This window comes from Geoalkalibacter subterraneus (assembly GCF_000827125.1).
Lineage (GTDB): Bacteria > Desulfobacterota > Desulfuromonadia > Desulfuromonadales > Geoalkalibacteraceae > Geoalkalibacter_A > Geoalkalibacter_A subterraneus.
This window is the reverse complement of record NZ_CP010311.1, coordinates 1,429,250-1,448,844: the sequence shown is the minus strand read 5'-3', so window position 1 is coordinate 1,448,844 and position 19,595 is coordinate 1,429,250. Positions and strand designations below refer to the sequence as shown.

The window sequence follows — 19,595 nt, the reverse complement described above, 5'->3', positions numbered from 1 at the left end:
TTAGGAACTTCTGCCGCGAAGCGGCTTACTTGAACAAACGCCTCCAGCGGACGCGCTAAAGGCGGGCGCCGCTGAGGCGAAGCGTTAGGATTAAGGAGAAGCATGGCGACACCAACACCAGAAACAGTTCAAGAGCAGATATCGTGGTCGTATGCGAACCTTGCGCGTGCGCACTCAGCCCTGGAGGATGGGGTCAAAAAATATCAACGGATACACCACATAATCCGCAACAGAACCTACCATGGGTTGCTGTCCGGAAAGATTGCCATGCGGTCGTTATATGACGACGAACGGCTGAAGATGACCGCGCCACAGGCGTGTTATTACTGCGGCGCGAAGGATAGTTTGGCGGTCGATCACCTCATACCGAGAATCCGTGGTGGGCCCGATGATGCGGATAACCTAATCTGGGCTTGCCGCAGTTGTAATAGCTCAAAGCAGGGCCGAGACATGCTGGTGTGGGCAACATCCAAGGGCTTCTTCCCATCGATACTTCTTCTTCGGCGATACACCAAAATTGTCGCTCGATATTGCGATCAAAACGGGTATATGAGCACACCCCTTTGTCAGCTTGTAGATGGGGATATGCCTTTCGATGTGCGACTACTACCGACCAAGTTCCCTCCCCTGGAAGAGCTCATGCTTTGGGTGCCGTCAGAGGGAGAAGAAAATCCTAACAATGCCTTGCACTCGGACGGGGATTCCGCTGCGCTACATCCCCGCCGGTGAAGGCTGGCGTTCGGCAAAAAGCGAATGGGCGCAAGTGCCGATGCCCATACAGTAGTAAACTGAGAGAATACACGAATTCATCCTTTGTGGAGATGCACACATGAAAACAGAAGATTTGTTGCGAGAAATTGAGTCTCTCCCCGTGGAGGAGCGGGCGCGGGTAGCTGACACCGTTCTTAAGAGTTTGAACCCTCCTGAGTCAGAAGTCGATAAGAAGTGGGCTGAAGTGGCCAAGCGGAGACTTGGCGAGATTAAATCTGGCGCCGTGAAGCCGATACCAGGAGAAGATGTTTTTAGTGAGGTCTGGAAACGTTTTTCATGATGAAGTACTCCTTTCATCCAGAGGCCCAAAAGGAGTTCCAACTCGCCATTGATTACTATGCAGGTGGGACCCAGGTGGGGTCGGACCAAGGTAAATATCTGAAATAAAGTCAAAAAATTAAATAAACACCTCCAAAAATCCCACTATGGCTCGATTTTTGAGGTCAAAATGGAACTCTTTAGCTGCAATGACATGAAATCCTTCGGGGAGGGGAAAACCCATGGCAAGAGCCAATCGGCATTACATCCCAGGCTGCATCTGGCATATCACCCATCGTTGTCACAAAAAGGAATTCCTTCTTAAATTCGCCCGCGACCGCAGCCGCTTTGTTTTCTGGCTCGGTGAGGCCCGCAAACGCTTCGGCCTGAACCTTCTCAACTACACGGTGACCAGCAATCATGTGCACTTGCTGGTGAAAGACAATGGCCCCCCCGGCAGCATCCCTTCTGCCATGCAACTGATCGCCGGCCGCACAGGCCAGGAATATAACCAGCGCAAGCAACGCAAAGGCGCTTTCTGGGAAGATCGCTATCATGCCACCGTCATAGAATCCGGTGAGCATTTACTGCGCTGCCTGGTGTACATCGACCTGAACATGGTCCGCGCTGGTGCCGTCAGTCATCCGCAAGAGTGGGTTCATGGCGGTTACCGTGAAATTCAAGGACAGCGGCGGCGTAATCGGCTCCTTGATCTTGATGCGCTGGTTGACGCTGCCGGCCTGAACACTCTGCAAGCGCTGGCCGATCATCATGGTTCTTGGATAAGTGAAGCGTTGCGGACTAATGCCCTGCAGCGCAATGAGGCTTGGACCAGAAGCCTTGCGGTCGGAAGTGAAGAGTTTGTCCTGAAAACCCAACGTCTGCTTGGTGTACGAGGAAAAAGCCGAGCCATCATCGCGAGCGGCGATTGTAGCGTTTTGCGTGAGTCCGAAGAGGGCTATGGCGAGGATTTCCCAGCCCAAAATCAGCCTATAGTAGAGAAAAACACCTATTTTTGAACACAAAGATTAAGGATGTCTGGTAGTTGTCTTGGTCCGACCCTGAGGTGTACCCTGAACGGCCAGTGGCAACTCATGACCATGGTGCACAACATTTTCAAGATTCATCGGTATGGATGGGTGTTGTAGGGGGAAAAGACGGGGAATCCCGGTAAAAAGTGCCAAGGGGCCTGCCACAGTCGATTTTTAACGGCCTGAAGCGGAAATCCCGGGAAACCGGAGAACCGAAGAAAACTAATTTCAGAGTCTCGGAAGAATTCGCTTGGCGGACAATTGGCTGCCGTCAAATGCGTTTTTCTACAGGCTCGTTATGCAAAATAAAAGAGTTGCCATGTCAGGAAGAAAATTACTCATTGAAGCGAAGCAAATTATACTCAAGAGACTCGATGCGTCATACCCAGAGGAAATCACTTTAGATGACAGAAATATCGGTTTTTTTGATTCGATGGACATAACCCCTGAGGCTAACCGTCGCAGGTCAGCTTTAAATGACGCATTTACTCATCTCAAAGAAGAGGGCTTGATCCAATTTTCATCGCCTAATAATCGAAGGCCGAGAGAGGGGTTAAAACTTACTCCCTCGGGGGCGCTGCGTGTACGTAATCCAATTGATGCATACAAACAGGACGGAATTAAGGCTGCTCTTGGTGCCTTAGCTAACTTTGTTGCTAGAGTGATAGAGAAGAAGTTCACTGCATAACAAAGGGCTCCAGCGGATTTGCTACACGCTACGCGTTCCGCAAACACGCTGAGCCCAACCGTTGTGCGGCCGGAAGATAGGCAGAAAGGTAGACATGGAAACATTGCAGAAGGGGAATTCGTACACCAGAACTGATATCAACAGAATCCTCGGCGGCGGCATCCAAGAGTATCTTCCGCATATGGACGGCCAGGTCGTCTGTGCCTGCCTGAAGGAGAGTATGAACCCGGGCATTCCAGACGTCATCCTGGTCGGCGAAGGGGTCAACGTCGTCCGGTATGCCAAGGTATTCGCATCACAGAAGCAATTCGTACCGGTCTTCATAAAGCGTGAATCTAACGAATGGATCTACGTAGGCAACTACAGGGTGCGAAATGTAAATGAAGAGCAAGGTCATGTAAAGGCTCTAGCGGCAAAGGCGGGTCGCAGTGACCTCGTCATGGTTCTGTATTTGGAAAGGCAACCAGAATAGCAATGCACGCCGCGCAGCGGCGTCTTGTCGTAGAGTAACTTGTTGTTCGCCTCCAAATCGGATAAGTTTGCTGTCGCAGCCGGAATGAGGAGGCCGATTTATCACTGGTGTGATCAGCGACAATTAAATCTCCCGTCCGGCGACAATTATAATTCCCGAAATTTTTAGGGGATTGTAAGCTTCCGCCCATCTTTAAAGAAAGGATGGCGGATGGTCACCGATCAACAAGTAAGGAGGTTATTCAAGCTGATGAAAACGCAAACCACAGGCTGCGTTGCCGCTGCCAAGGCCGGCATGGATGAAAAGACCGCCCGCAAGTACGTGAAGGCGGGCAACCTACCCAGCGAGCTCAAGGTTGAGCACACCTGGCGAACCAGAACGGACCCCTTTGAGGCCCATTGGGAGGACATTCGTGAGAAGCTTGCCGATAATCCGGGGCTGGAGGCCAAGACCCTCTTCGAGGATCTCCAGCGCCGCTTTCCCGGCGTCTTCTCAGACGGCCAGCTGCGCACCCTGCAGCGTCGCGTGAAGCGGTGGCGGGCCCTGGAAGGTCCCTCCAAGGAAACGTTCTTCCCTCAGCTGCACCGCCCCGGCGAGCTGGCCCAGTCCGATTACACGCACATGGGCAAGCTCGGCATCACCATCGCCAAACAGCCCTTCGACCACCTCATCTATCACTTCGTGCTCACCTACTCCAACTGGGAAACCGGCAGCATCTGCTACTCGGAGAGCTTCGAAAGCCTCAGCGAGGGGCTGCAGGCGGCGTTGTGGGAACTCGGCGGCGTGCCACAGGCTCATCAGACGGACCGGCTGACGGCGGCCGTGCACAACGCCCTGCACCAGGAAGAATTCACCCAACGCTATCAGGCTCTGCTCAGGCATTACAACCTGAGTGGTCGCAAGACGCAGGCCGCCAGCCCCAACGAGAACGGCGACGTGGAGCAGAGCAACTACCGTTTGAAGAGGGCGGTTCGCCAGGCCCTCCTTCTGCGCGGCAGCTTCGACTTCGAGAGCATCGAGGAGTACCGGCGCTTTTTGCGCGAGCTCTTCACCAAGCTCAACCGCGGTCGCCGCGAGCGTTTTCTGGAGGAGCAACGCATACTGCGCCACCTGCCACAAAGGCGGCTGGAGAGCTGTACGCGCCTTGAGGTCACGGTCAGTCGCGCAAGCACCATCCGGGTCAGCAACAACACCTATTCCGTCGAAAGCCGCCTGATCGGCGAGAGCCTACAAGTTGAGCTTTTTGCCGACCATCTCGATCTTTTCTACGCTCAGAAGCGCGTGGACTCGATGCCTCGCCTGCGCGGCAGGTGCCGGCATCTTATCAACTACCGCCACGTCATCGATCAGCTGCAGCGAAAGCCTGGAGCCTTCGAGAATTACCGCTACCGCGAGGAGATGTTTCCCGGCAGCTGTTTCCGGCTCGCCTATGACGAGCTCAAAGAGCGCCACACCCAGCAAGTGGCCGCTCGCGAGTACCTCAAGATACTGGCGCTGGCGGCCAAAGAGAGCGAAGTGGCGGTTGCTGCGGCCCTGGACGAGCTGTGCGGGCATCAACCCGTCACGGCACAGGCCGTGGAGGAGTTGGTGCACGCACAGCAGATTGCCTCGCCTGTGACCGAGATCGGAGTCGCCGCAGTCGACCTTCTCAGCTACGATCGCCTATTGTCCGGGCAGCAGGAGCTGGCCCATGCAATCTGAGAAGGAGAAAGCAGCCCGCCTGCACCGCCACCTGACCGAACTGCACCTGCCCACCATCCGGCGCTGCTATCAGGAGAGCGCAATCGCAGCGCGCCGGGACAACTGGGAGTACGAGAGCTACCTGCTGGAGCTGGCCGAGCGCGAGCGCGAAGAGCGCCGTAACGCCAGGACCGCGCGCCTGCTCAAGGACTCGAAACTGCCGCTGGAGAAAAACCTCAAGGCGTTTGACCGCAAGCGATTGCCTCGTAAGGTCGATACACAGCTGACCCAGCTGCTCAAGGCGACGTTTCTCGATCATAAGGAAAACGTCCTGGCCTTCGGCAATCCCGGCAGCGGCAAGACCCATCTGCTGTGCGCGGTGGCCCAGGAGCTCATTTATCAGGGCCGGCAGATACGCTTTATGCCCTGTAACCTGCTGGTGCAGGAGCTTCTGATCGCCAAGAGGGATCTGACGCTGGCCCGCGTGCTCAAGCGCTACGCAAAATACGAGGCGCTGATCATCGACGACATCGGGTACGTGCAGCAAAGCCGCGAGGAGATGGAGGTCCTCTTCACCCTGCTGGCGGATCGCTATGAGCGTAGCAGCATCATGCTCACCAGCAATCTGCCCTTCTCAAAATGGGAGCAGATCTTCAAGGATCCCATGACCACAGCGGCGGCCATTGACCGACTCGTTCACCACAGCGTGATTCTGGAGCTCAATATGCCCAGCTACCGTTTGGAGCAATCACAAAAGGCGCAGGCCCTGACTGAGCCACACCAAGAGACCCTTTAGGAGCAAACCCCATGAAATGCTTAGCCTACAACCCCCAGAAAGGCCGCCTGGAGACGCTTGAGGTGGAGTTCACACCTGAGAACACGACACGGTTTCTGCGTTGCGGCAGTGGTTGCGTCACTGCGATCACCGACTGTAACGGTGGGTTGCTCATCAAGTCGGGCTTCGACCACCCGGTCTACCTGTATGACGTATCCAGAGCGGACATCGGGTACAGCCAGAAAAAGGCCAGAGAGCTTCAGCAGCAAAACATCTAGCAGAGCCGCAAGCGGCGGCGGCAAAAAGTCCCAACAGCCACCGTCGTCAACAGCTCTCAAGAAACGGGAATTTTAATTGTCGCTGACCCGGAAAAATAGTTGACGTTGATCACTGGTGCCTTTGTGCCCGTTGAATAGCATGGTCCGGGAACTGGCGATTTTGTCATTGGTGAAGCGTTTTGCTATCCCGTTCAGAAGAGAGCCGCATTCGACAGTTCCCCTTTTCGGTCTGCCTTATTTCTCCAGGAGGCCGTAGTCATGAAGCAGAAGAAGACATCCAAGAAAAAGCCTATGCGGTTACCGAAGCATCTGGTGCATCTCAACGCCTGTGCTGCCGGAATTGACGTCGGCTCCAAGAGTCATTTTGTAGCGGTCCCCGAGGGGGCAGATCCCGAACCGGTCCGCGAATTCTCCACCTTCACCGATGACCTTGAGCGTTTGGCCGATTGGCTTCTCTGCTGTGGCGTTACCACGGTCGCCATGGAGTCCACTGGGATCTACTGGATCCCGGTCTTTGAGATTCTCGAAAGCCACGGCTTCGAGGTGAGGCTGGTCAACGCGCGGCATGTCAAGAATGTCCCTGGTAGAAAGAGCGACGTCCTGGACTGCCAGTGGTTGCAGCAGTTGCACACCTATGGCCTTCTGCGCGGGGCGTTTCGTCCTGCAGATCAGGTGTGTGCGCTTCGCGCCTATGTCCGGCAAAGGGCGACGCTGGTCAAGATCTCCGGGTCTCATATCCAGCACATGCAAAAGGCGATGGCCCAGATGAATCTGCAACTGCATAACGTTGTCAGCAACATCACAGGAGCAACCGGGATGCGCATCATCAAAGCGATCCTGGAGGGGGAGCGCGATCCCGACACATTGGCAGCCTTGCGGGATAATCGCTGCAAGAACGACGCGAAGACCATCGCTCGCTCTTTGCAGGGCAATTTCCGGCCTGAACACCTCTTCTCCCTGCAGCAAGCTGTAGAACTGTACGAATTCTATCTGGCTAAGATAAACGAGTGTGACCGGCAAATACTGGCCCAACTCAAATCTTTCGATGCCATAGGTACCGAGGGCGATTCTGGTGACGACAAGCCACCAGCGAGCATCGATGAAGCTTTGATGCGCATATCCGGCGTTGATCTGACGGAAATTGACGGAATCGACACCACCTCTGCCCTGAAAATCATCGCTGAAATCGGCATAGACATGAGCCGCTGGAAAACCGATAAACATTTCACTTCCTGGATGTCGTTGGCTCCGGGAGCGAAGATTAGCGGCGGTAAGGTCCTGAGCAGTGCCACCCAAAAGAACGCCAATCGGGCAGCGCAAGCTTTCCGCATGGCCGCCTTTAGCTTGACCAGATCAAAGAGCTACCTGGGCAGCTACTTCCGCCGCATGAAGGCAAGGTTGGGCGCACCCAAGGCCATAACGGCAACCGCCCGAAAGATTGCGACCATAGTCTACAAAATGCTCAAAAATCGAACATCATACATCGACCTTGGCCAGGACTACTACGAGGAGCGATACCAGTCGCGACTCGTACAAAACCTGAAGCGCAATGCCAAGCACCTCGGATTCGAACTTGTTCCGACCGAGGGCAAAATTGCCGCTTTGTAACAACCTGAATTTAAAAGAACCAGGGTTAAGTTACTCAGAAGACAATTCAAGGCGCACAACCATAAAATCAACCGGACGGAATGGGCTATCCGACTTTCTCGAAAAAATTCGGTGGTGTGCAAAGGTCGCACGCCGCCGGTTATCATGAACCGTTAGGATTAAGGAGAAGAATGGCGACACCAACACCAGAAACAGTTCAAGAGCAGATATCGTGGTCGTATGCGAACCTTGCGCGTGCGCACTCAGCCCTGGAGGATGGGGTCAAAAAATATCAACGGATACACCACATAATCCGCAACAGAACCTACCATGGGTTGCTGTCCGGAAAGATTGCCATGCGGTCGTTATATGACGATGAACGGCTGAAGATGACCGCGCCACAGGCGTGTTATTACTGCGGCGCGAAGGATAGTTTGGCGGTCGATCACCTCATACCGAGAATCCGTGGTGGGCCCGATGATGCGGATAACCTAATCTGGGCTTGCCGCAGTTGTAATAGCTCAAAGCAGGGCCGAGACATGCTGGTGTGGGCAACATCCAAGGGTTTCTTCCCATCGATACTTCTTCTTCGGCGATACACCAAAATTGTCGCTCGATATTGCGATCAAAACGGGTATATGAGCACACCCCTTTGTCAGCTTGTAGATGGGGATATGCCTTTCGATGTGCGACTACTACCGACCAAGTTCCCTCCCCTGGAAGAGCTCATGCTTTGGGTGCCGTCAGAGGGAGAAGAAAATCCTAACAATGCCTTCCACTCGGACGGGGATTCCGCTGCGCTACATCCCCGCCGGTGAAGGCTGGCGTTAGACGCCCCCACAATTGCCTGATGACAAAAGGCACACAACGCGGTATACTCGTCCCATGAAAGCCTTTCGCTGGAACCATGAGAAAAACGAGACCCTCAAAGATGACCGCGGAGTTTCCTTCGAGGAAGTCACGTTGGCCATAGAGGAAGACGGTCTGCTCGACATCCTGCAACACCCGAACACGTCAAAATATCCCGGCCAACGCATTCTGGTCGTCAGCCTACGAGAGTACGTTTATCTGGTTCCGTTCGTCGAAGAAACTGACTTCTTCTTTCTTAAAACCATCATCCCCAGCCGCAAGGCCACTAGAAACTATCTGGGTGGAGGTAACAGCCATGAAAAAAATGGATAAGTTCGAAAAAGACCTTCTGCAGGCATATGAGAGCGGCGAACTGTTTTCGACCAAGCCAACCAAAGAGGATAAAGAGAATTTCAAGGCTGCGGCCCAGGCCACCTCGCTCAAGGATCGCCGCGTGAACATTCGCCTTTCCTCGCCAGACCTGAGAGACATACAGGCCCGCGCCCTGGAAGAAGGGGTCCCCTACCAGACGCTCATTGCCAGCGTTCTCCATAAATATGTCAGCGGTCGCTTTGTCGAAAGACCCTCACGTCTAACAAAACGCTCAACTCGGACCGACCGCAAGCGGTCGGCCGGTTAGCTAAATCGTTGGGCACGAAGGGCCGATTGACAAAGTGTGGCCTTGTGGATACAGTGAGGGGGTACGATGGAGATTCGCAAAACAGACGTTTATGCCAAGTGGCTCGACGGACTGCGCGATATTCGCGCGCGTGCCCGCATTCTTGCAAGAGTTGAACGGTTGGCGGCTGGGAATGCGGGGGACGCCGAGCCCGTAGGCGAAGGTGTCTCTGAATTGCGAATCAATTATGGCCCCGGTTACCGGGTGTACTACAAACAGCATGGACGTGAGCTGGTGATCCTGTTGGCCGGCGGTGACAAAAGCAGCCAGTCAAGAGACATCAAGACTGCTCTACGCCTTGCCCGTAATCTTTGGGACAACTCATGAAAAAGACAGTAACCTCCCGCTACGATGTTGCTGAGCATCTCCGTACCCCTGAAGAAATGGCTGCATATCTTGAAGCTTGCCTGGAGGAAGCAAATGGTGACGCCGCATTTATAGCAAAAGCACTTGGTGACATTGCCCGTGCGAAAGGTATGTCGCAAGTCGCGCGCGATGCAGGCGTGTCGCGTGAAAGCCTGTACAAGGCTCTCTCGGGCGAACGAACTCCCGGGTTCGATACCATCCTAAAAGTGATGGCAGCGCTGGGTTTGAAGTTGCATGCGGAAGCGGTGCATATCCAAAATCATACCCAACCAAGCGCTCCACCCGACGCCGCTACGCGGCGCGGGTGAGCTTGAGCGTTCGGCAAAAAGCGAATGGGCGCAAGTGCCGATGCCCATACAGTAGCGGGCGTTGTCAAGGAAGATGTCGCATTTTTAAGCAACCTTAATTTTATCAGCTGCCTGCATCTGCGTCGATTTTTGCGGATTCAGCGAAACGACCTCTGGCCGAGTCCAATCGCGGCTGTTGCCTGACCATCGTTCTGGTCGCCTTGCTTTGGCCGCTTCGTAAAGTTCGGCTCTTTGGCGCAACAGCTCTTGATCTTCGCCGCGGTGCCGCTGGGCCGGGGTGACGAATTTCAGGGCACTGTGTCGATGTTTTTCGTTGTACCAATGTGCGAAGCCTGCCACCCAACGGCGGGCCTCTTCCAAGTCATCAAAGGGCTTATCCGGGTATCCGGGGTGATATTTCATGGTCCGGAACATCGCCTCGGAATAGGCATTGTCGTTGCTGACCGAGGGGCGGCTGAAAGAGGTGGCCACACCGAGTTTATGCAGAGTCCCCAGCATGGTGGCCCCTTTCATCGGCGAGCCGTTATCCGAGTGCAGCGTTAAGTCCTGTCCGGCAATACCTTCGCGCAGGTACGTTTTGCGAAAGATGCTGGAAGCATGTTCGGCCGATTCTTCGGCATACACCTCCCAGCCCACGATTTTACGGCTGTAAAGGTCGATAAACAGGTAGAGGTAGAAAAACAGGCCCCGGACCGTCGTGGGAAGATAGGTAATATCCCAACTCCAGAGTTGGTTAGGGGCGGTGGCCTGCAAGGGCTCGGGCCGCTTATGTGTTGGCGTCTTGGCCCGGCCGCGAGGGGTCAGTTGCTCCTCGCTGCGCAAGACGCGGTAGAAACTCGACTCCGAGGCCAGGTAACACCCTTTGTCCGCCAAGTCCGGCACGATCTGGCCCGGCGGAAGATGGGCATATTGAGGCTGGTTGGCGGTGGCCAGAATTTCGGCGCGTTCCATCTCGCTTAGCCTGTTTGCCGGGACTCTGTCAACCGCTGCGGCTTTGCGTCCATCGGCCTTGATTTGACCCTCCTGGCGGTAGCGCTGGACGGTGCGCGGCGAGAGCCCGACAACTTTACAGGCTTTCTCCAGGCGTGCCCCGGCGGTGCAGGCTTGCTCGATCAGCGTGATCACTTTTTGGCGCTCCTGGAGGTCGATTTTTCGTCCTCGCGATCCTCCAAAAGCGCCTGAAGCTTTTTTTCGAGCACCAGCAGGGCTGCCGCTTCGGCAAGGGCCTTCTCCTTGCGGCTGAGCTCACTTTGAAGCGCCTTGATGGTCCTGCTCTGCTGGCGGAACTGCTTGCGCTCGGCTTTACTGGTCGCGGTCGATTCGTTCTGGATAAACGTTCTTTTCCAGCCAGCGATCTGCTCAGGGTAAAGCCCTTTGCGCCGGCAGTATTGACCCAGTTCAAACTCGCCCAACGGGGCGGTCTCGATGATGATGGCCAACTTGTCTTCATTGTTCAACTGGCCACTGGATCGGCCGGAGCCGGACAAAGGTCCTTGTTTGTTACGATACTGGCTCCGCCAGGTATAAAGGGTGTCCTTGGGAATCCCCGTCTCCCGGACCAGGTCGGGCACACTGACGTTCTCCGGCGGCAACATCCTGGCGATAATGCTTTCTTTGAACTCTTTCGAATACTTGGCACTCATAACGTCTGTCGCTCTCCTTTGCCCCCGAGCCTAACACAAATTCTCTCGGCGAGAGGCGACATCTATCCTGACACGGGGGGGTAGTAAACTGAGAGAATACACGAATTCATCCTTTGTGGAGATGCACACATGAAAACAGAAGATTTGTTGCGAGAAATTGAGTCTCTCCCCGTGGAGGAGCGGGCGCGGGTAGCTGACACCGTTCTTAAGAGTTTGAACCCTCCTGAGTCAGAAGTCGATAAGAAGTGGGCTGAAGTGGCCAAGCGGAGACTTGGCGAGATTAAATCTGGCGCCGTGAAGCCGATACCAGGAGAAGATGTTTTTAGTGAGGTCTGGAAACGTTTTTCATGATGAAGTACTCCTTTCATCCAGAGGCCCAAAAGGAGTTCCAACTCGCCATTGATTACTATGAGGAGCGAGAAAAGACACTCGGGCATCAATTTGCCGTCGAGGTATATGCTGCCGTAGAGCGAGCGATAGCGCATCCGGGGATGTGGCCCCTTGTTGAAGAAGGTGTTCGCCGCTGCCTCGTTCGTCGTTTTCCGTACGGCGTCGTGTATCATAACGACGAAGCAAACGATGAGCTGATAATCCTTGCGGTAATGCACCTTCACCGGGAGCCATACTATTGGATTCACCGAAATTGATGCCGAACAAAGCGCTTCACTGGATGGCTATTCCGCTGCGCTCCATAGCCACCAGTGAGCTTCGGCGTTAGCGCCAAATGACGGAAGAACAAACAATGACAATTGCCGACTGGCTCATGATAACCGCTGTCTTTCTTGGTCCAATCGTTGCCGTTCGCGTTACTCGCTATCTCGACGACCAAAAAGAAGTCCGGGCGCGTAAGCTGGATATCTTCAAGACGCTTATGGCTACCAGAGCCTATAACGTTTCATGGACGCACGTCGAAGCACTGAATCGGATCGATCTCGAATTCGATAAGAAGCACAAGAAAGAAAAAGAGGTGATAGAAGCTTGGAAAGAGTACCTCGATCTTCTTGGCAATCTGAATATCCCTCCCGATCAGTGGAGCGTAAGGCGCGTTGATCTCCTAGTAGAGCTATTGCACAAGATGGCGAGGGTGCTCGACTATGATTTTGACAAGACTCATATTAAGAACTCCTCCTATTCGCCGCGCGCACACGGGAAAACCGAAGAACAACAAAATACGCTGCGGGCGGGTCTTATTGAGGTTCTTGAGGGGAAGCGCCCCATACCTATGATAGTTACAAACTGGCCGCAGAATGAGTAGCGCTAACCAATAAGGATTGATGCCCTGTCCAGGGTCTTAAACGGCCCATTTTGCCTATAAAATGAAGTGTTTAAGTGGAGGGGGAAAATGCCGCGCGCTTGTCGCTACTTTTTGCCAGGGCACGTCTGGCACATCACGCATCGCTGTCACAAAAAAGAATTCCTGCTCAAATTTGCTCGAGATCGCAGGAACTGGGTCAGATGGCTTTTTGAGGCTAAAAAACGCTATGGGCTCTGCATTCTCAACTATGTGGTCACTTCCAATCATGTTCATTTACTGGTTCAGGATGACGGGCGAGGAGAAATTGCCCAAAGCATGCAGCTGGTTGCCGGGCGGGTTGCCCAGGAATTCAATCAGAGAAAGTCCCGCAAGGGTGCCTTTTGGGAGGACCGCTATCATGCCACTGCGGTTTCCACCGATCATCACTTTGCCCGTTGCCTGACTTACATCGACCTGAACATGGTCCGCGCAGGCATCGTAAAAGATCCCGCCGCCTGGCCCGAGAGCAGTTATGCTGAAATAATAAACGGCCGGCAGCGGTACCAGCTGGTGGACCATCGCACCTTGGCTGCGCTGCTTGAGCTGTCAACGCTGGAAGATCTTCGGCTTGCGCGGCAGAACTGGATCAAGGTAGCGATCGAACAGAAGATGCTGACCCGTGACAATTGCTGGACCGAAGGTTTGGCGGTGGGCAGTGCGGAGTTTGTTGAGGAGATAAAAGACGGCCTGGGGATCAAGGGCCGATACCGGGAAGTGCGAAATACTGGCCGGGAGTGCATTTTGCGTGAAAACGAGCTTAGATGGGGCATTTTACCCTCAAAAAGCGGCATCTAAGGCTCCTGAAGCGGCTTTTTTTGCACGAAAATGGCGCAACAACGCGTTGTTGCGTAGGTCCGACCCGGTTTAACGGTGTTAATGATCCCAAGCACCAAGTCGCCTGGGGGTTCTTCTCAGACTGGAATCACGCGCTCCGTTCAGGTTCATGGGCAGCGATAATCACGGCCACGGAGAACATCAACACTGATAGTGCGCTGGGCTTGGGGTGCGATTACCGCCCTCAACGTCCTGTGTTCCATATGCCGATAAAGCGGATGTGCAAGCCAAGCCAGAGCGCCGGATTCCCGCTGCAGATCACTCCCCGAGCGTCCCGCCACCGAGGGCTACATACAGATTCACCAGATTCTGCGCCTCCGCGCGCCGGGTCTGGATGAACGCCTGTTCGGCCTCGAACAGACTACGTTCGGCATCCAGCACCTCGATGTAATTCACAACGCCTTCCTGGTAGCGCTTGCGCGCCAGATTGACCACGCGCTGCAAGGTCTCGGTATTGCGCCGCCGGGCGTCCACCTGCTCGGCCAGGTAGCGCCGCCCGGCGAGTGCATCGGCCACTTCATTGAAGGCCGTCTGAATGGTGCGCTCGTATTCGGCGATGGCGATATTGTCCCGCGCCTCGGCCACGGTCAGGTTGCCGCGGTTACGGCCAAAGTCGAATATCGGCAGGGTAATGCTGGGGCCGATGCTCCAGGTTTCGTTACTGCTGCCGATCAGGTTGCTGAATTCGCTGGAGGCGTAACCAAAGCTGCCAGTCAGCGTGACCTGCGGAAAGAACGCCGCCCGCGCCACACCGACATTGGCCCTGGCGGCAATCAGGCGCTGCTCCGCGGCGAGAATATCCGGGCGGTTGACCAGCAGACTGGACGACAGCCCGGCCTCCAGGGCAGGCGGGCTGGACTGCTCGGCCAGCGACATGGGCTCCGGCAGGGACTCGGCAACCACGCCGCCGGTCAGCACCGCGAGCAGATTCTGACTCTCCGCACGGGTCAGCATGATGGCCGCCAACTGGGTTTCGGCCTGCGTCAAAAGGGCTTCAGCCTGGTTGAAATCCAGTGCCGAGGTGATCCCCGCATCGAGACGTACCTTGGCGATCCGCAGCTCGTCACGCCGGCTGCTCACCGTCGCCTCAGCCAGCGCAATGCGTTCCACTGCCTCCCGCAGGCCCAGGTACGTGGATGCCACATCGCGGATCAGCGACAGGCGGAATGCCCGTTGCGCTTCGATGCGGGCGAAATATTCGGCACGGGCGGCGGTGGACAGGTTGCGCACCGCCCCCCAGAAATCCAGCTCGAAAGCCGATACCGTTGCATTCACCGAATAGGTATCGGAAACCGAGCCGCCACTGCCGGGCACCGCTTGGGCGCCGCCCGGATTGAAGCGCCCGCGGGTCGCATCCGCGCCGATACCCAGGGAAGGGAAACGGTCGGCACGCTGCACGCGATACAGGCCGCGCGCCTCTTCGATCCGGTGCACCGCCGCCTGCAAATCACGATTGTTTGCCAATGCCTGGCGAATCAGCACCCGCAGTCGCGGGTCGGCAAAAAAGGCTTGCCAGGGCAACTCGGCGGCAACGAAATGACGTTCGTCCGTCAGGGCCTCCCCTTCCGGGTAGGAGGCCGGCACCGGTGACTCGGGCCGCTGATATTCAGGCGCCAGCTGGCACCCGGTCAGGATCAAGGCAAACAGACAAGCCGTGAGCTTATGCATGGCGCGACTCCTGCCCATCCGTTGCGCCTGCGTCGTCGCCATCGCCCTCGGCGCGCGGTGGCTTCCTGGGTGTCAACCAACGACGTACCGCAAGATAGAACAGCGGCGTGAAAAACACGCCCAGCGCGGTCGCCATGATCATCCCGCCCATCACCCCGGTACCTACCGCGATGCGGCTGGCAGCCCCCGGACCCGTGGCAATCACCAGCGGCAGCATGCCGAGAATGAATGTCAGCGAGGTCATCAGGATCGGCCGCAGGCGCAGCTTGACCGCCGCCATGGTCGCGTCCATCAGGCTCTTGCCCTTGCCCTCTTCCGCGATGGCAAACTCGATGATGAGAATCGCGTTCTTGGTGGACAGACCGATCACCGTGATCAGACCGACGTTGAAGTACACATCCGACGGCAACCCCCGGGACAGGGAAAACAGCACCGCTCCGAGCACGCCCAGGGGCACCACCAGCAGCACCGCCAGGGGAATGGTCCAGCTCTCATAGAGCGCGGCCAGGACCAGCAGCACGATCAGGATCGACAGGCCCATCAGTGCACCCACCTGGCCCGCTGCCTGCTGCTCCTCGTAGGACAGCCCGGTCCATTCGAAGCCAAACCCTTCCGGCAAATCTGCCGCCAGTCGTTCCATTTCGGCCATGGCCTGCCCGGATGAGCGCCCCGGGGCTGCACTGCCGGAAATCGTGGTCGCCGGGTAGCCGTTATAGCGCTGCAATTGCGAGGGTCCTGCGGTCCAGTCCACGGTGGTAAAGGCGCCAAAGGGCACGATATCGCCCTGCGCCGTGCGCACGGTGAGGTCGAGGACATCTTCCGGGGTCATGCGGAAGGGCGCGTCGGCTTGCAGCAGCACCCGGTGAATGCGCCCTTCACGGCTGAAGTCGTTGGCGTAGGCACTTCCGAAAGTGATGCTCAGCGTGGCATTGATGTCGTTGATCGACAGCCCCAGCGCGCGCGCCTTGATCCGATCCACGTCCACCCGCAGACGTGGCGTCTCTTCCTCGCCCTCCGGCCGCACGCCGGTCAGCACTTCACTCCGGCTGGCCGCCGCCAGCAACTGGTCGCGCGCGGCCAGCAACGCTTCGGCGCCAGCGCCAGAGCGGTCCTGCAACTTGAAGGTAAAGCCGCCAGCCACACCCATGGAGGGAATCGACGGCGGGTTCAGGACAAAGACATTGGCCTCCCTGATGGAACTGAGTGCCCCCATGGCCCGTTGCACCAGCGCCTGTGCGCTGTTTTCCACACCAGGCCGTTGGTCCCACGGCAACAGGGTGACAAAGGACAGGGCATGGGCCTGACCCTGACCAAAGAAGCTGAAACCCCGGATAAACACCACGTTCTCCACCTGGGGCAGTTGCTCGTAATACGCCCTGACCTGGTCCACGACCCGATCGGTACGTGCCGCAGTGGAGCCTGGCGGGCCCTGAACCGCGGTGAGCACCGAACCCTGGTCTTCGGCCGGAATGAAACTGCCCGGCAAGCGCAAGAACAGCAGTCCAGCAATGACCGCCAGGCTGACGAACAGCAGCAGAAAGCGCAGCGGCCGGACCAGAATGGCACCGACGCCCCCCTGATAGCGGTTCGTCATGCGGTCGATAAAGCGGTTAAACGGCGCAAAAACCCGCTTGCCCAGCGGCGGCCGCTGGCCCTCGGGCGGTGGCGGGCGCAGCAATGCCGCACACAAGGCCGGCGTCAGGGACAGCGCCAGGATGGTCGATACACCCACCGAGATGGCCAGAGTGACCGAAAACTGCCGATAGATGCCGCCGGTGGATCCAGGAAAGAATGCCATGGGTAAAAACACCGCGATCAGCACCAGCGTGGTGCCTATGACCGCCGAGGTCACCTGATCCATCGCCTTGACGGTGGCCCGGTAAGCGTTCAACCCCTCTTCTTTCATCAAGCGTTCGACGTTCTCGACCACCACGATGGCGTCATCCACCAGGGTGCCGATGGCCAGAATCATCGCGAACAGACTGAGCAGATTGATCGAGAAGCCGAACAGCCATAACCCCATGCAGGACCCCGCCAACGCGATGGGCACGACGATGGTCGGAATGACCGTGGCACGCCAGCTCTGCAGAAAGGTGAACATCACCATGAACACCAGCAGCATGGCCACTGCCAGGGTGATCACCACCTCCTTGATCGAGGCGCTGATAAAAGGCGTGGTGTCATAGGGCACGATCCAGCCGATGTCTTCAGGGAAACCGCGTTCCAATTCGCGCAGCCGGTTCCTGATGCCCTCGGCCACTGCCAGGGCGTTGGCGCCTGGAGTCAGTTGCACGGCCATACCCGCGACTTCCTGGCCGTTGATCTCCACCCGGGTGAGATAGTTCTCTGCGCCAAGCTCTACCCGCGCGACATCACCCAGACGTATGGCGGACCCATCGGAGTTGGCGCGCAGAATGATCTGGGCGAATTCCTCCGGGGTGGTCATGCGCCCCCGGGTCTGAATCGTTGCGGTGATCTCAATATTGTCGGTATTGGGCAGATCGCCCAGCGCGCCACCAGCAGACTGGCTGTTCTGCTCCTGAACCGCCGCCAGCACTTCGGCAGCCGATAGGCTGAAGTTCGCCAGCTTGTCGGAATCCAGCCAGATGCGCATCGCATACTGGGTGGAAAACTCCCGAATATCACCCACCCCGGGTACCCGGCGCAGCTCGTCGACCACCTGGGCCGAGGCGAAATTGCCCAACTCGAGTGCCGAGTGTCCGCCGTTTTTCGAGGTCAACGCGACGATCATCAAAAAATTAGAGGATGCCTGGTTGACCCGCACGCCTTGGCGCCGAACCTCCTCGGGCAGGCGCTGTTCCACGCGGCGCAGACGGTTCTGAACATCCATCTGCGCATTATCGATATCGGTGCCGGCCTCGAACGTCAGATCAATGGATGCGGTGCCATTGGAACGACTGGTTGCCTGCATATACAGGAAACCTTCGACGCCATTGAGCTCCTGCTCTATGACCTGGGTGACATTGGTTTCCAGCACCGAAGCGTCTGCACCCGGATAAGTCACGCCGATGCTGAGAGAGGGCGGCGCAATCGTCGGATACTGCTCGACAGCCAGGTTGTTCAATGCGAGCAGGCCACCGAGCCCAATGATCAGCGCAACGACCCAGGCAAAGACCGGGCGCTTGATAAAGAAATGCGGCGTCATGGAGTACCAGCCCCCTCGGCACCCTGGTCTCCAGCGGCGGGTATCGCTTGCGCCGCATCGTCCGCCCCCCCGGCAATGCGCACCTTCTGGCCTGGGCGGGCCTTTTGCAAGCCGGAGACGATCACCCTGTCCCCGGATTGCAGCCCTGCGGTGACAACCCATTGGCCATCACGCAGCTCACCCACGGTGATGGCTTGCACCACCACCGTATCTTCATCATTGACCAGCCGCACAGTGGGGCCCTGATCGGTCATCTGCACCGCGCGTTGCGGCACTAACATTCCCTCTGGTCGAATCCCTGCGTAGATACGCGCATTGACGAACTGCCCGGGCAACAACAGGCGGCCCGGGTTCGGGAATTCCGCGCGCAGGGCAACGGTGCCCAGCGCCGGGTCTATCGTCATGGCGTAGAAGTCCATCCGCCCGACCTGATCGAACTCGCTGCCATCCTCCAGGGTCAGGGTGACGACGACACCGTCCCCCTCTGGCTCGATCAGTTCGCCCGAGGCCAATTGCGAACGGATCAGCAGCAGCTTCGAACTGGATTGGGAAAAATTCACATAAACCCGATCAAACTGCTCCACGCGCGTCAATAAGGTCGCTTCGGCTGCGCTGACCAGCGCGCCTTCGGTCACTTCGGCCCGGCCGGCGCGACCGGCAATCGGGGTCCTGATGGTGGTGTAGTCCAGATTCAATTGCGCGGCATCCAGTTGGGCCCTGGCCTGGGACACATCCGCCTGGGCGGTGCGCAACCGGGCGACCGCCGAGTCGTACTCCTGCTGACTGATTGCCTGCTCTTCCACCAGTCCCTTGTAGCGCTGCACATCCTGAGCGGCATTGGCCTCGGTGGCCAGGGCGCGATCAAGCGTTGCCTTGGCTGCACTCAGGGCGGCCTGCATCTCCCTGGGGTCCACGGCAAAGAGCGCCGTGCCGGCCTCCACGTCACTGCCTTCAGCGTAGAGCCGTTTCTCGATGATGCCATTGACCCGCGCCCGGATTTCCGCGGTACGCAGCGCCTGTACGCGGCCGGGTGCCTCGATGATGTTGTCTATGGGCTCGGCACGCATGACCTGAACCTGGACCTCGGGAGCGGATGGCGCTCGAGGGGCGGCCTCTTGTTCGCCGCAGGCGCCCAGCAACAAAGCCAAAAAAAAGAGCGGGGAGATGGAGGCGGTATGGCGCATTGGGTATTCCCTTGTTGATCATGAGATGACATGTGCCCGGCGCGATAGCCACGCCAAGACAGCA

General features: G+C 57.0%; 22 protein-coding genes. 18 read left to right on the top strand and 4 right to left on the bottom strand.

The features are described 5' to 3' along the window. Window positions 1-102 precede the first annotated feature (102 nt). The 14 genes from GSUB_RS20045 to GSUB_RS06535 all read left to right on the top strand — a co-directional run bounded on the left by GSUB_RS20045 (window position 103) and on the right by GSUB_RS06535 (window position 9,742). Window positions 103-729 carry an HNH endonuclease gene (locus tag GSUB_RS20045; protein ID WP_052464664.1) on the top strand — a complete coding sequence of 209 codons (627 nt, stop codon included), beginning with the start codon at window positions 103-105 and terminating at the stop codon, window positions 727-729. 100 nt (window positions 730-829) lie between these two features. Beyond that, entirely contained in the window at window positions 830-1,051 is a 222-nt protein-coding gene (locus tag GSUB_RS06595) for an addiction module protein (protein ID WP_040199847.1), read from the top strand. Between the two features lie 220 nt (window positions 1,052-1,271). Next, a complete protein-coding gene (locus tag GSUB_RS06590; RefSeq protein ID WP_040199859.1) occupies window positions 1,272-2,048 on the top strand; it encodes a transposase in 777 nt (258 codons plus the stop codon). A gap of 262 nt (window positions 2,049-2,310) precedes the next feature. Then, window positions 2,311-2,748, top strand: a complete 438-nt coding sequence (locus GSUB_RS06585) for a hypothetical protein (protein WP_144401968.1) — start codon at window positions 2,311-2,313, stop codon at window positions 2,746-2,748. Window positions 2,749-2,842: 94 nt separating this feature from the next. Next, on the top strand, window positions 2,843-3,220 hold the full coding sequence (locus GSUB_RS06580; protein ID WP_052464662.1) for a DUF6697 family protein: 378 nt from the start codon (window positions 2,843-2,845) through the stop codon (window positions 3,218-3,220). A gap of 249 nt (window positions 3,221-3,469) precedes the next feature. Continuing rightward, window positions 3,470-4,921: an IS21 family transposase gene (gene istA, locus GSUB_RS06575; RefSeq protein WP_084211813.1), complete on the top strand. Its 1,452-nt coding sequence runs from the start codon at window positions 3,470-3,472 to the stop codon at window positions 4,919-4,921. After that, a complete protein-coding gene (istB, locus tag GSUB_RS06570; protein WP_040199855.1) occupies window positions 4,911-5,696 on the top strand; it encodes an IS21-like element helper ATPase IstB in 786 nt (261 codons plus the stop codon). Before istA ends, istB begins: the two co-directional genes overlap by 11 nt. 11 nt (window positions 5,697-5,707) lie before the next feature. Then, window positions 5,708-5,953 carry a hypothetical protein gene (locus tag GSUB_RS06565; protein ID WP_040199854.1) on the top strand — a complete coding sequence of 82 codons (246 nt, stop codon included), beginning with the start codon at window positions 5,708-5,710 and terminating at the stop codon, window positions 5,951-5,953. A gap of 291 nt (window positions 5,954-6,244) precedes the next feature. Further along, on the top strand, window positions 6,245-7,561 hold the full coding sequence (locus tag GSUB_RS06560) for an IS110 family RNA-guided transposase (protein WP_040202192.1): 1,317 nt from the start codon (window positions 6,245-6,247) through the stop codon (window positions 7,559-7,561). Window positions 7,562-7,641: 80 nt separating this feature from the next. Further along, a complete protein-coding gene (locus tag GSUB_RS20040; protein WP_084211811.1) occupies window positions 7,642-8,358 on the top strand; it encodes an HNH endonuclease in 717 nt (238 codons plus the stop codon). 67 nt (window positions 8,359-8,425) lie between these two features. Continuing rightward, window positions 8,426-8,722 (top strand): BrnT family toxin, encoded by a 297-nt coding sequence (locus GSUB_RS06550; RefSeq protein WP_040199852.1) that lies wholly within the window; start codon window positions 8,426-8,428, stop codon window positions 8,720-8,722. Further along, entirely contained in the window at window positions 8,706-9,029 is a 324-nt protein-coding gene (locus tag GSUB_RS06545) for a hypothetical protein (protein ID WP_040199851.1), read from the top strand. Before GSUB_RS06550 ends, GSUB_RS06545 begins: the two co-directional genes overlap by 17 nt. Window positions 9,030-9,095: 66 nt before the next feature. Continuing rightward, window positions 9,096-9,395 carry a type II toxin-antitoxin system RelE/ParE family toxin gene (locus GSUB_RS06540; protein ID WP_040199850.1) on the top strand — a complete coding sequence of 100 codons (300 nt, stop codon included), beginning with the start codon at window positions 9,096-9,098 and terminating at the stop codon, window positions 9,393-9,395. After that, window positions 9,392-9,742: an addiction module antidote protein gene (locus GSUB_RS06535; protein ID WP_040199849.1), complete on the top strand. Its 351-nt coding sequence runs from the start codon at window positions 9,392-9,394 to the stop codon at window positions 9,740-9,742. Before GSUB_RS06540 ends, GSUB_RS06535 begins: the two co-directional genes overlap by 4 nt. 84 nt (window positions 9,743-9,826) lie before the next feature. On the opposite strand, the gene GSUB_RS06530 is transcribed toward GSUB_RS06535, so the two are convergent. Beyond that, window positions 9,827-11,385, bottom strand: a protein-coding gene (locus GSUB_RS06530) for an IS3 family transposase (protein ID WP_144401967.1) whose coding sequence is annotated in 2 segments (ribosomal slippage) — window positions 9,827-10,923 and window positions 10,923-11,385 — 1,560 coding nt in all. Because the reading frame shifts where the segments join, the coding sequence is not laid out codon by codon here. 129 nt (window positions 11,386-11,514) lie between these two features. On the opposite strand from GSUB_RS06530, the gene GSUB_RS06520 reads away from it, so the two are divergent. From GSUB_RS06520 to GSUB_RS06505, 4 genes are all read left to right on the top strand, one after another. Beyond that, window positions 11,515-11,736, top strand: coding sequence for an addiction module protein (locus tag GSUB_RS06520; protein WP_040199847.1), 222 nt, complete (start codon window positions 11,515-11,517; stop codon window positions 11,734-11,736). Next, window positions 11,736-12,032: a type II toxin-antitoxin system RelE/ParE family toxin gene (locus tag GSUB_RS06515; RefSeq protein WP_040202190.1), complete on the top strand. Its 297-nt coding sequence runs from the start codon at window positions 11,736-11,738 to the stop codon at window positions 12,030-12,032. Before GSUB_RS06520 ends, GSUB_RS06515 begins: the two co-directional genes overlap by 1 nt. Window positions 12,033-12,109: 77 nt before the next feature. Next, window positions 12,110-12,640, top strand: a complete 531-nt coding sequence (locus tag GSUB_RS06510; RefSeq protein ID WP_158414050.1) for a DUF6680 family protein — start codon at window positions 12,110-12,112, stop codon at window positions 12,638-12,640. A gap of 87 nt (window positions 12,641-12,727) precedes the next feature. Beyond that, the gene (locus tag GSUB_RS06505; protein WP_040199845.1) at window positions 12,728-13,474 is read left to right on the top strand and encodes a transposase; all 747 of its coding nucleotides are present in this window, start codon (window positions 12,728-12,730) and stop codon (window positions 13,472-13,474) included. A 297-nt stretch (window positions 13,475-13,771) separates the two neighbouring features. Here the strand turns inward: GSUB_RS06505 and GSUB_RS06500 are convergent, their stop codons facing one another. From GSUB_RS06500 to GSUB_RS06490, 3 genes are read right to left on the bottom strand one after another with little or no spacing between them, the layout of a single operon-like run. Beyond that, window positions 13,772-15,181: an efflux transporter outer membrane subunit gene (locus GSUB_RS06500; RefSeq protein WP_084211809.1), complete on the bottom strand. Its 1,410-nt coding sequence runs from the start codon at window positions 15,179-15,181 to the stop codon at window positions 13,772-13,774. After that, a complete protein-coding gene (locus GSUB_RS06495; RefSeq protein ID WP_040199844.1) occupies window positions 15,174-18,347 on the bottom strand; it encodes a multidrug efflux RND transporter permease subunit in 3,174 nt (1,057 codons plus the stop codon). The genes GSUB_RS06500 and GSUB_RS06495 overlap by 8 nt, the downstream gene beginning before the upstream one ends. Next, on the bottom strand, window positions 18,344-19,531 hold the full coding sequence (locus tag GSUB_RS06490; RefSeq protein ID WP_040199843.1) for an efflux RND transporter periplasmic adaptor subunit: 1,188 nt from the start codon (window positions 19,529-19,531) through the stop codon (window positions 18,344-18,346). Before GSUB_RS06490 ends, GSUB_RS06495 begins: the two co-directional genes overlap by 4 nt. Window positions 19,532-19,595: the final 64 nt, after the last annotated feature.